Annotated in this window: 12 protein-coding genes; 7 read left to right on the forward strand and 5 right to left on the reverse strand. The window is 36.0% G+C overall.

The genetic code is table 11. From position 1 onward, the window contains the following. The first annotated feature begins 5 nt into the window (after positions 1–5). From QZ136_RS05080 to QZ136_RS05095, 4 genes are all read left to right on the forward strand, one after another. Positions 6–575, forward strand: coding sequence for a TetR/AcrR family transcriptional regulator (locus QZ136_RS05080; protein ID WP_291401036.1), 570 nt, complete (start codon positions 6–8; stop codon positions 573–575). Between the two features lie 281 nt (positions 576–856). Next, positions 857–2,296 (forward strand): 23S rRNA (uracil(1939)-C(5))-methyltransferase RlmD, encoded by a 1,440-nt coding sequence (gene rlmD / locus QZ136_RS05085; RefSeq protein WP_291401038.1) that lies wholly within the window; start codon positions 857–859, stop codon positions 2,294–2,296. Positions 2,297–2,326: 30 nt separating this feature from the next. Beyond that, positions 2,327–2,725: a hypothetical protein gene (locus QZ136_RS05090; protein WP_291401041.1), complete on the forward strand. Its 399-nt coding sequence runs from the start codon at positions 2,327–2,329 to the stop codon at positions 2,723–2,725. 80 nt (positions 2,726–2,805) lie between these two features. After that, positions 2,806–3,315 (forward strand): phosphoribosyltransferase family protein, encoded by a 510-nt coding sequence (locus QZ136_RS05095; protein WP_291401043.1) that lies wholly within the window; start codon positions 2,806–2,808, stop codon positions 3,313–3,315. Between the two features lie 193 nt (positions 3,316–3,508). Here QZ136_RS05095 and QZ136_RS05100 read toward each other — a convergent pair whose 3' ends face one another. The 3 genes from QZ136_RS05100 to QZ136_RS05110 all read right to left on the reverse strand — a co-directional run bounded on the left by QZ136_RS05100 (position 3,509) and on the right by QZ136_RS05110 (position 5,823). Then, the gene (locus tag QZ136_RS05100) at positions 3,509–4,012 is read right to left on the reverse strand and encodes a shikimate kinase (protein WP_291401045.1); all 504 of its coding nucleotides are present in this window, start codon (positions 4,010–4,012) and stop codon (positions 3,509–3,511) included. A 69-nt stretch (positions 4,013–4,081) separates the two neighbouring features. Further along, positions 4,082–5,236: a BT_3928 family protein gene (locus QZ136_RS05105; protein WP_291401047.1), complete on the reverse strand. Its 1,155-nt coding sequence runs from the start codon at positions 5,234–5,236 to the stop codon at positions 4,082–4,084. Between the two features lie 35 nt (positions 5,237–5,271). After that, entirely contained in the window at positions 5,272–5,823 is a 552-nt protein-coding gene (locus QZ136_RS05110) for a DUF1599 domain-containing protein (protein ID WP_291401049.1), read from the reverse strand. Positions 5,824–5,876: 53 nt separating this feature from the next. On the opposite strand from QZ136_RS05110, the gene folP reads away from it, so the two are divergent. Both folP and cdaA read left to right on the forward strand, forming a co-directional pair. Beyond that, positions 5,877–6,734 carry a dihydropteroate synthase gene (gene folP, locus QZ136_RS05115; RefSeq protein WP_291401051.1) on the forward strand — a complete coding sequence of 286 codons (858 nt, stop codon included), beginning with the start codon at positions 5,877–5,879 and terminating at the stop codon, positions 6,732–6,734. A 42-nt stretch (positions 6,735–6,776) separates the two neighbouring features. Continuing rightward, a complete protein-coding gene (gene cdaA / locus QZ136_RS05120; RefSeq protein WP_291401053.1) occupies positions 6,777–7,568 on the forward strand; it encodes a diadenylate cyclase CdaA in 792 nt (263 codons plus the stop codon). Between the two features lie 22 nt (positions 7,569–7,590). Here cdaA and QZ136_RS05125 read toward each other — a convergent pair whose 3' ends face one another. After that, on the reverse strand, positions 7,591–8,868 hold the full coding sequence (locus QZ136_RS05125) for an amidohydrolase family protein (RefSeq protein WP_291401055.1): 1,278 nt from the start codon (positions 8,866–8,868) through the stop codon (positions 7,591–7,593). 96 nt (positions 8,869–8,964) lie between these two features. Next, entirely contained in the window at positions 8,965–9,375 is a 411-nt protein-coding gene (locus QZ136_RS05130) for a BrxA/BrxB family bacilliredoxin (protein ID WP_291401057.1), read from the reverse strand. A 332-nt stretch (positions 9,376–9,707) separates the two neighbouring features. Here QZ136_RS05130 and ahcY point away from each other — a divergent pair, with 332 nt between their 5' ends. Then, positions 9,708–11,024 (forward strand): adenosylhomocysteinase, encoded by a 1,317-nt coding sequence (ahcY, locus tag QZ136_RS05135; protein ID WP_291401059.1) that lies wholly within the window; start codon positions 9,708–9,710, stop codon positions 11,022–11,024. Positions 11,025–11,144: the final 120 nt, after the last annotated feature.

Raw genomic sequence — 11,144 nt, forward strand, 5'->3', positions numbered from 1 at the left:
AAGCAGTGGACAAGATTAAGGAAATAATTAAAAAATCGGCTCAGGACCTATTCAGAAAATACGGCTACCATAAAACCAGCGTAAACGAAATTGCCAAACGCGCAAAAATTGCCAAGGCCACCATTTACAAATACTTTGAGAGTAAAGAACTCTTGCTACAAGCTATTCTGATGGAATATATTCAGCATAGTGTACATGATATCATCCATAATCCAAGTGATGACCTAGATGAAGAAGCGTACCTAAGTATGATCATTTTGAAGACTAGTCGCCTCTCCTATACCGTTTGTAATGAATTTATTGGATGGGAATTTATACGTGAATCTGCCAACTCCCAAGAATTTCTAAAAACACTTTCTGATGAGCTTGAAAACCTGTTAATCGACTCATTTAATCAAACACCCTTGTTTAAGGCAGATGATTATATCGCGCGACTCCGATTTTTGATTAAAGCGAGTAAAAGTATTGTGTTTTCATTTGCGTTTACATCTGTAAGCGACTCCGATGTACGGAAAAACTTCATCTCCTTCCAAAAAGAAATACTCCCTTACCTCGTTAAGGCTGCAGTAAAATAAATTTGTGTTAACTCATTATTAAACTATTATACCGATTTGGTTTTTGGTATAATTATTCGTATATTGTTGCTCTAGTAAAGAAAATCGCTATGAGTCGTGAAATTTCCAATATTTCGAATTTAATTGATGCGATGTTTGATTTTTAAAAATCAAGGATCGTAATCATCCCTTTAAAACAAAAAAGCATAAATCCTTCTAAATTTTAGGACATGGCTTTGAATTGTTCCAATATCTGCCTAATTAGACCATTCCTAAATTAAAAATCTTTAATTTTGTGGTTCATGAAAAAAATTCCGGCCGACAAAAAATTTATAAATAACATTCAAGTAATTGATATTGCTGAAGAAGGCAAGGGTGTAGGAAAATCAGAGGATCTGGTAATCTTCATCGACAAAGCCGTTCCAGGAGATATTGTGGATGTTGAGCTCCTTCGTAGAAAGAAAAAATTCTATGAGGGTAAAATCCAGAACATTGTTAAACCATCTGAGCATCGTACAGATCCATTTTGTAAGCATTTTGGTGTGTGTGGTGGTTGTAAATGGCAGCATCTAAACTATGATGCGCAGCTGCTTTTTAAGCAAAAAAGTGTAGTTGATGCCCTTCAAAGGCTCGCAAAAGTGGATACAGCAGGCATAGAGCCGATTTTAGGTTCAAAGGAGACAAATTATTACAGGAATAAACTCGAATATACCTTTTCTGATAAGCGCTGGTTAACCGATGAAGACATGCGCAGCGGCGAGGAAATGGAGATGAATGCCTTGGGCTATCATATTCCGGGGCGCTTCGATAAGATTATTGATATTGACCATTGTTATTTACAGGCAGATCCGTCCAACGATATTCGTAATAAAGTTAGGGAGTATGCTCTGGCTAATCATATATCTTTTTATAACCTCAGAAACCACGAGGGCTCACTCAGAAATTTAATTATTCGTACGTCTAGCACTGGCGAACTGATGGTGATTGTTGTTTTTGCTTATATCGAGCAGGAGCAAATTACTAGCATGATGCAATTTATTGCTAAGGAATTTAAAAATATAAATTCACTACTTTATATCATCAATCAGAAGAAAAACGATACCATTTTTGATCAGGATATTCATGTTTTTGAGGGTGCTGATCATATATTTGAAAATATGAACGGACTTAAATTTAAGATTGGTCCGAAATCATTTTATCAAACCAATTCGGAGCAAGCTTTTGAACTTTATAAGATTACTAAAGATTTTGCAAACTTCAATGGCACTGAATTAGTTTATGATTTATATACTGGTGCGGGTACTATTGCTAATTTTATTGCGAAGGATGTAAAATCCGTTATCGGGATAGAATATGTGCCAACGGCTATTGAGGATGCGAAAATCAATTCAGACATCAATTCGATTAAGAATACTAGCTTTTTTGCAGGTGATATGAAGGATATTCTAAATGCCGAATTTATTGCCACACATGGGAAACCTGATGTAGTAATTACAGACCCTCCACGTGCTGGGATGCATGCCGATGTGGTTAAGCGACTTTTAGAGATGGAGGCAGAAAAGATTGTGTATGTAAGCTGTAATGTGGCTACGCAAGCACGTGATATCGCTTTGCTTAAGGAAAAGTATGAAGTTAGCAGAATTCGTCCCGTTGATATGTTTCCACACACACAGCATGTTGAAAATGTAGTTTTATTGAGCTTAAACCTCAATCAAGCACAGGACCTTGAAAAAGCAGAATAAATTTAGTCAAATTCCTTTCAAAGCAATAGCATGGAAATAAAAGACCTACTTAACCCCGAAGGAAATAACGAAGGGAATAAAAAAGAGAAGGAAAGTCCGCTGAAAAGCCTAGAACTCGATTTAAAATTCTATGATGAATCGATTAAAGAGGTGGCACTTGAAATAATTTCAGAGGGAATTTCAGAGTATCCAATTTTTGTGGCTCATCAGCATGAGCTCAATTTAGGTGAGCCCATATTAGATAAAGAGGAGCTAAATACAAGCTGGAGTATTCATGCTTCTACAATTGAAGAATTTACAGAAAAGGGACTCGTGCAGCCCGATAAGAGAGATAGATTTGAAAAGCAATATAAAGATCCGTATGCCTTTATGTGTGTTTTTGTGATTGTCCCAGAAGGCGCAAATTTCGTATTCTACCCCTATCAATAAGGAAATAAGCTACCATAAAATATCTTGAAGATTGTAGATATTTGCAAAGAATATGTAATTTAAAATCAAATTTCAGACAGATGCCGAACAAAAAATTACTGATACTCAACAAAAAGCAGATCGAACAAAGAATTGATCGCATGGCTTACCAAATCTTAGAGGATAATTTGGGTGAGAAAGAATTAATTATTGCCGGCATTATCGACAAAGGATATTTAATAGCAAAGCGCTTAAAATCTGTGTTGGAGTCTATTTCTGAAATTAAAATCACTTTAATGAAGGTTGAGATAAATAAGGAAATCTCGCATTTAGAAGCTAGTTCGGATTTGGATCTGAAACATGCGACAAACAAGGTGGTTATTTTAGTAGATGATGTATTAAATAGTGGCCGTACTTTGGCCTATGGCTTAGGTGTATTTCTTGATATCCCACTCAAAAAACTTAGAACGTTAGTTTTAATCGACCGAAGTCACCGTAACTTTCCTGTTTCCCCAGATTTTACTGGCCTAGAACTTGCAACCATCCTAAAAGAACATGTGGATGTAGTTTTAGATGAAAAAACGGAAGATGATGCGGTTTATTTATCTTAGAGATTGAATGGGGTTTGGGCTACTGGTGGCTGAGGTACTCGAAGCCCGAATTTAGTTGTCAGACATCAGTTATCAGTTATCAGTTGTCAGTTGTCAGTTGTCAGTTGTCAGGCTGACGACATCTATTACCCACTGGCTGAGGCTCTCGAAGCCCCGTCATAGAAAGTACGAACGGTAGCTGAGGTTCTAGAAGCTAGCCCAAATTCAAATAAAAAGCCAATCGCTCAGCAGTTAAATCGCTAGCACTTACCACAAATTTAGATTGGTTATAAAAGGGCTCTCTTTCTTTTAGTTTATTGCTAATAAAATCTACTAATTGCTCCCCTTTAAGATTTCTAATCAATGGCCTGTCTGCTTTTGAGTTTTCAAGTCTAGAAGCAAGTGCCTTTGGAGGCAATGATAAATATACTACCTGTCCATTTGCGCTCATCCAAGCCATATTATCGTCATAGCATGGTGCTCCACCTCCAGTAGCAATAATGGCATTTTCACCAAAATGCGCCAACTGCAATACCTCTTTTTCTAACTCTCGGAAAGCATTTTCACCATGAATCTCAAAATAGTCAACAATGCTCATTCCTGCTTTTACCTCAATTAATTTATCTAGATCTACGAACTCATATTTTAAATAATTAGCTAATTTTTTTCCGATAGTGGTTTTACCACTCCCCATAAATCCAACAAGAAAAATCTTCATAAACTAAAAAAAAACTCAATGCAGAAAAATCGCTCTGCTCTATTTAAAATAAATCAAAAATGCTTAACATCAATTTTTGCTAAAATAGCTCGCTGCCATTTCATCATAAGAGGGCACATTCCTGAAATGCCATTTATTGATTACCGTTCCATTTTTTAATAAAATCACGCCCGGATTGGCTCTAACCATGCTTTTTAAAGGAATACCATCTGCATAAAACACCTCCATCACCAATTTATTCTTTTTGCTGAACTTCTCCGCATCACTTGCAGAATTAGATGTAAGCAATACTGTTCTGATATTAAAATTTTCGGCAGCATTAATGGCAAGCGCATTCAAATTTCCAATGCCTGTAGCATCGGTTTTATTAAGATCATAGGCAACAATAACAAGATTATAATAAGGATTTTCAAGAATCTCCTGATTATAATCCGTACCCTGACTATCGGTTATTTTTAAATCTTTAATCTTAAGATCAAAACCTTTTTTAATCAATTTTGAAACTGGCTCGCCTGTAATTACCCAGTTTTGATCCTTCCAAATCTCCGTTTTTAAGTACTCCTTATCCGTAAGAGTTTTTGTCTCACCAGTGCTTTTGTTAGTAAGATTATAATTAATCTCATACACATCAGGTTCAGCCCCTGGAGGGGTAATCATTAATTGTGGGATATTATTTCCGATTTTATATGGTAAAAAATCAAGAATTGGCAGGTAACTATAGGTAAATACCCCAAAACCGAGTGAAAGTACCAAAACCAATCCCGCGATAACTTGCTGAGCTTTTTCACTACCAATTAATGGTTTTATGTGATTCTTGTTAAAAAAGATAAAAAGAATCATCACTAACAATACAATATCCTTCGAAAAAGATTGCCAAGGGGTGAGTGGTATTGCATCGCCAAAGCAACCGCAAGAAGTCACCACCTCAAAATATGCCGAATAAAAGGTTAGGAAAGTAAAAAATACAATGGTAATTAATAAGCCCCAAACCACTTTGCTAGTCCAGAAACCCAACAATAACAAAGCCCCAAAAACAATTTCCAGTGTGCAAAGTAAGATCGCAAAAGCCGTAGCATAATCATTAAAAAAACTAATGTGAAATACTTCAAAATATTCCTGAAGCTTATAGCCAAAACCTAGTGGATCATTAGCCTTAATTAAGCCAGAAAAAATAAATAATAAGCCGACAAAAGATCGTAAAATTTGTAAAAAGACAGTTTTCATTCCAATTTTTAATAAAATAATATTTTCAAAATTCATTAGGCTCCCTTATGGAGGTCCAATTTTATTAAGGCAAATACAGAATAATTTAACATATCCTGATAATTTGCTCTTACCCCTTCAGAAGCCAATGTTTGACCCAAATTATCTTCAATTTGCTTCACCCTTAAAATTTTCATGAGTATCAAATCTGTTAAAGAGCTTATTCTCATGTCTCTCCAAGCCTCACCATAATCATGATTCTTAGCAAACATAAGTTCCTTTGTCTCATGCACCTTTTTATCAAAATGCATCTCCACTTCTTCAACAGGCAGTTCGGTTCTCTCATCACCTTGTAAATCAATTTGCATCATCGCAATTACGCAATAATTTACAATGCCGATGTACTCGGAAGTAATATCTTCACCCACTTTTGAAACCTTTTTTTCTTCAAGAGTTCGTATTCTTTGGGCTTTAATAAAGATCTGATCGGTAATGGAAGAGATCCTCAAAATACGCCATGCTGTGCCATAATCAGTACTTTTCTTTAGAAAAAGTTCTCTGCACACCTTGATTACACCATCGTATTCAACTGAAGTTTTGTTTATCAAAGCCTTAATATTTATTTGTTAGAACCATGAATTAATCGGTATTTTGCCATTATATGGCGGATAAAAATACAGATTTTCAACAAAAATTAACGTTAAATGTTCGCGGAAGCCAACTAGATCTTTCTAGTCCGAAGCTAATGGGCATTATAAACCTCACTCCAGATTCATTTTTCGATGGTGGGCGAAATAATAGCATAGAAAATGCCTTAAAAAAAACTGAAGAATTTTTGACTGAGGGTGCCGATCTTCTCGACTTAGGAGCTTATTCGTCTAGACCCGGCGCCGAACATATTTCTGAAGAAACAGAACATGAGCGACTTGTACCTGTGGTTAAAGCTATTGCAAAAGAATTCCCACAAGCATTAATTTCTATCGATACTTTTAGATCAGGAATAGCTAAAGCTGCTATCGCTGAGGGAGGGCACTTAATAAATGATATTTCGGCAGGTGAAATGGATGAAAACATGTTTCAAACCATTGCTGAGCTGAAAGTACCCTATATTTTGATGCACATGCGGGGAACGCCAAAAACTATGACGCAACTAACTGATTATGCTGATTTACTATCCGAAATCTCACAATATTTTTCAAGAAAAATCAAACAATTAAATAATTTAGGTGTTCATGATCTCATTATTGACCCAGGGTTTGGCTTTGCCAAGACAATAGATCAGAACTATGAATTATTAGCAAAACTTGAAAATCTAAAAATTTTAGGCTACCCAATTTTAGCGGCTCTTTCTAGAAAATCTATGATCTATAAACTTCTAGATACCGATGCTGAACATGCCTTAAACGGCACTACAGCAGCAAATACCATTGCTTTATTAAATGGAGCTAATATCCTAAGGGTACATGATATTGCTGAGGCAAAAGAAGCAATTCAAATCGTAGAAAAGCTCAGATTTTAAAGCAAAATAGAATAAATCGTTATAAATATTTACTTTAGTGGGATGCAAGATTTTGATTTCAGTTTCCTCAATTTGCGTTTTCTCGATGCAATCGACATAATTCTGGTTGCTTTTATAATTTATTACGTTTATAATCTCATTAGAGGCACCATTGCTTTAAATATTTTACTTGGCCTTTTTATCATTTATGCCGCCTATAAAATGGTGGAACAAGCAGAAATGCGACTTCTATCCGAACTTTTAGGTGGATTTGTGAGTGTTGGTTTCATCGCCCTGATTGTGGTATTTCAACAGGAAATTAGGCGTTTTCTCTTATTAATAGGCAGAAATGCATCCTTACAAAAAAATAAAGCATGGTGGTCTTTCTTGTTTGGGAATAAAGAAATTGCTAAAAACAATTCGGCCAGAATAAAGCCAATTATTGATGCTTGCAAGAGCATGCAGCAGAGCAAAACTGGAGCATTAATGGTATTCGCCAAATTCTACGATGAGCAGTATTACAAAAATAGCGGTGAAATTATTGATGCTAAAATTTCAAAGCGACTTTTAGAAAGTATCTTCCAAAAGCATAGTCCTTTACATGATGGTGCAGTAATTATTTCTGAAAACAGAATCAAATGTGCAAGTAGTATATTACCACTCACAGAAAATGATAAGCTTCCGGCTCAATTCGGATTAAGACATCGTGCTGGGATTGGAATTTCAGAAATTAGTGATGCTGTGGCAGTTATAATTTCTGAAGAAACCGGCGAAATATCCTATGCCAAGCAAGGTAGAGTCAGGATGAACCTTACCTTTACTGAGCTAGAAAAACTATTGAATAAAGATTTTTAATCAATCTTTATTACAATTTAAATTATAGTGTGTGCTTATAAACCACACCTTCTTTCATCACAAACTTCATAGAAGCAAGTGACTGAATATTTTTTAGAGGATCACCATTTACAGCGATAATATCTGCAATTTTTCCTTTTTCGATGGATCCTAAACGATCAGAAATCCCTAACAAATCGGCGGCATTTACAGTTGCCGACTTAATTGCCTCCATCGCAGGCATTCCTGCTTCGGTCATATATTCAAACTCTTTGTAATTTTTACCATGGGCGAAAACCCCTGCATCAGTACCAAATGCAATTTTTACTCCTTCTTTATAAGCTTTTGCAAAAGTGCTTTGAATTTTTGGTCCCGTAGCGATTGCCTTTGGAACAACTAATGGTTGATAATAACCTGGGATTTTTGCCGAATCGGCCACTGACTTACCCGCAGTAATTGTAGGTACATAATAAGTGCCATTTTGCTTCATTAAAGCAATAACCTCATCATCCATAAATGTACCATGCTCAATGGAAGAAACGCCCGCACGAATAGCTCTTTTCATACCTTCAGCACCATGAGCATGCGCAGCAACACGATAGCCATAGTCTTTAGCTGTACTTACAACTGCTTCAACTTCATCCATTGTAAATTGAGCTCCAGCCCCATCTTTCGCATTACTTAAAACACCCCCAGTTGCAGTAATTTTTATTACATCAGAACTCTCTTTATAACGTTGTCTAACAGCTTTTCTAGCTTCATCAGGACCGTTAATTACGCCTTCTTTAGCTTCTGGATCACCCATTATTGCCTTGCCAAATCCATTTGATGGATCCGCGTGACCACCTGTTGTAGCAATACTTTTTCCTGCAGCAAGAATTCTTGGTCCGTTAATATCTCCCTGATTGATGGCATTTCTTAGCGAAATGGCGATTGTACCACCTAAATCTCTTACAGTAGTAAATCCAGCCATTAAGGTTCTTTCACAATATTTCACTGCCTTTAATGCTCCTTCATCCTCATTTAAAGTAAATTTTTCTAAGAACTGATTCTTATTAGTTTCCATAGATAAGTGCACATGAGAATCAATAAAACCGGGCATTACCGTTTGATTTTTCATGTCGATGAGCTTGTCTTTGCCAGTCCCAGAATGATATCCTTTACGTACATCAATAATTTTATTCGATTCAACAACAATGGTCATTTCTGTTTGAACTGTGTTTGATTTACCATCAATCAATCGGCCACACTGAATAAATGTTTGTTGTGCAAAAGCTGGAAGAGCTATAAAAACTGAAAAGAAAAGAGCTATAAATTTCATACACGATTTTTTGGTTTATCTAAACTATTTAAAAAATGGTATAAAACAAAAAAATCCGGCATGTACCGGATTTTTTTGTTCTTTTTAAATTTCTATTTAGCAATATTGATCAAATGCCTGACTTAAATTATCGGCAATCATTTGCGCTGGACGCCCCTCAATTTGGTGACGTTCAATCATATGTACTAATTTACCATCCTTAAATAATGCAATTGCAGGTGATGATGGAGGATAAGGCAACATATGTGCTCTTGCTTGATCAACAGCTTCTTTTTCCATTCCAGCAAAAACAGTAACAAATCTATCTGGATGTTTTTCATTTTGCGTAGAGATTTTAGCTGCGGGACGGGCATTTGCAGCAGCACATCCACAAACTGAATTAACCATTACAAGTACCGTTCCTTCTGATTTTATAGCCTGATCAACTTCTTCAGCTGTTCTCAGATCCTGAAATCCGGCATTAGTCAATTCCTGACGCATTGGTGCCACTAAATATTCTGGATACATATTTTTATAATTTATTTATTGGGTGAACATTCAAATTATGCAAAGTTAAGGATTTGAAAGATATACAAGCCTATTAAACATACATTTGACGCTAGAATTACTAAATAAATTATTGAAAACTAAAAATTTGATAGTTCTGTAAATTAGCTTCTTCCATTTAATTGTAAATTCTTCAAAAAGCCTTGTCCTATTCCTTGAAACTTATTTAATTAATTAAAAAATACGTAGTTTTGCAAAATATTTTACAAAGCAGAATTCGCATAAAAAATTCCGATTGTAAAAACCTAATTAATTATTTATCAATACGTTAAATCGTATTTAAACAAAAAACTATGTCATCAGTAGAGACAAACTACGTGCCTTACAAAGTTAAGGACATCACATTAGCAGAATGGGGTCGTAAAGAAATCGGCCTAGCAGAAGCAGAAATGCCAGGATTAATGGCACTTCGTGAAGAATTTGGTGCTTCAAAGCCACTTAAAGGTGCCCGCATCGCTGGATGTTTGCACATGACTATTCAAACAGCTGTTTTAATTGAAACGCTAGTTGAATTAGGTGCTGAAGTTACCTGGTCATCATGTAATATTTTCTCAACTCAAGATCATGCTGCTGCGGCAATTGCTGCTGCCGGAATTCAAGTTTATGCTTGGAAAGGTCTTAATGAAGAAGAATTTGACTGGTGTATCGAACAAACATTACATTTCGGTCCAGAGCGCAAGCCATTAAACATGATTTTGGATGATGGTGGCGACTTAACCAATATGGTTTTTGATAGATTTCCTGAGCTTATCGCAGACATCAAGGGTCTTTCTGAAGAAACTACAACCGGTGTTCACCGCTTATATGAGCGCATGAAAAACGGAACATTGCACTTACCTGCAATTAACGTGAACGACTCAGTAACTAAGTCTAAATTTGATAATAAATATGGTTGCCGTGAGTCATTAGTTGATGCAATCCGCCGTGCAACTGATGTGATGATGGCTGGTAAAGTAGCTGTTGTTTGTGGTTATGGCGACGTAGGTAAAGGTTCTGCTATTTCTTTAAGCTCACAAGGTGTACGCGTTATCGTTACTGAAATTGATCCAATTTGTGCTTTACAAGCTGCTATGGAAGGTTATGAAGTAAAGAGACTTTCTACAGCAATTAAAGAGGCTGACATCGTTGTTACAACTACAGGAAATTGCGACATTGTTCGTGGAGAACATTTCCTTGCATTAAAAGATAAGGCTATCGTTTGTAATATCGGCCACTTTGATAATGAAATCGATATGGCATGGTTAAATGAAAACTATGGCAATACTAAAGTTGAGATTAAGCCTCAAGTAGATAAATATACCATCAATGGTAAGGATGTTATCGTTCTTGCAGAAGGTCGCTTAGTGAATTTAGGATGTGCAACTGGTCACCCATCATTTGTAATGTCTAACTCATTCACAAATCAGACTTTAGCACAATTAGAACTTTGGACTAACTCTGCAAATTATGAGAACAAAGTTTACGTTCTTCCAAAATACTTGGACGAAAAAGTAGCTCGTTTACATCTTGCAAAGATCGGTGTTGAACTAGAAACGCTTCAACAACATCAAGCTGATTATATCGGTGTACCTGTTGAAGGACCGTTTAAAGGCGACGCTTACAGATACTAGGTCAGTTGTCGGTTGACAGTTATCAGTTGACTGTTGTCAGGCATACTGATAAAAATAAAAAAAATGAGGCTGTATCATAAATCATGATCAGCCTCTTTTTATTTTCAGGGAATAACTTTC

This window comes from Daejeonella sp. (genome assembly GCF_017495225.1).
In the GTDB taxonomy this organism is placed as follows: Bacteria; Bacteroidota; Bacteroidia; order Sphingobacteriales; family Sphingobacteriaceae; genus Daejeonella.

Excerpts from the sequence above, each read along its gene's own strand:
- QZ136_RS05130 (WP_291401057.1), bottom strand. The coding sequence starts at position 9,375 with ATGTATCCAGAATATTTAGTGGCACCAATGCGTCAGGAATTGACTAAT.
- folP (WP_291401051.1), top strand. The coding sequence starts at position 5,877 with ATGGCGGATAAAAATACAGATTTTCAACAAAAATTAACGTTAAATGTT.
- QZ136_RS05105 (WP_291401047.1), bottom strand. The coding sequence starts at position 5,236 with ATGAAAACTGTCTTTTTACAAATTTTACGATCTTTTGTCGGCTTATTA.
- QZ136_RS05095 (WP_291401043.1), top strand. The coding sequence starts at position 2,806 with ATGCCGAACAAAAAATTACTGATACTCAACAAAAAGCAGATCGAACAA.
- cdaA (WP_291401053.1), top strand. The coding sequence starts at position 6,777 with ATGCAAGATTTTGATTTCAGTTTCCTCAATTTGCGTTTTCTCGATGCA.
- ahcY (WP_291401059.1), top strand. The coding sequence starts at position 9,708 with ATGTCATCAGTAGAGACAAACTACGTGCCTTACAAAGTTAAGGACATC.
- QZ136_RS05125 (WP_291401055.1), bottom strand. The coding sequence starts at position 8,868 with ATGAAATTTATAGCTCTTTTCTTTTCAGTTTTTATAGCTCTTCCAGCT.
- rlmD (WP_291401038.1), top strand. The coding sequence starts at position 857 with ATGAAAAAAATTCCGGCCGACAAAAAATTTATAAATAACATTCAAGTA.
- QZ136_RS05090 (WP_291401041.1), top strand. The coding sequence starts at position 2,327 with ATGGAAATAAAAGACCTACTTAACCCCGAAGGAAATAACGAAGGGAAT.
- QZ136_RS05100 (WP_291401045.1), bottom strand. The coding sequence starts at position 4,012 with ATGAAGATTTTTCTTGTTGGATTTATGGGGAGTGGTAAAACCACTATC.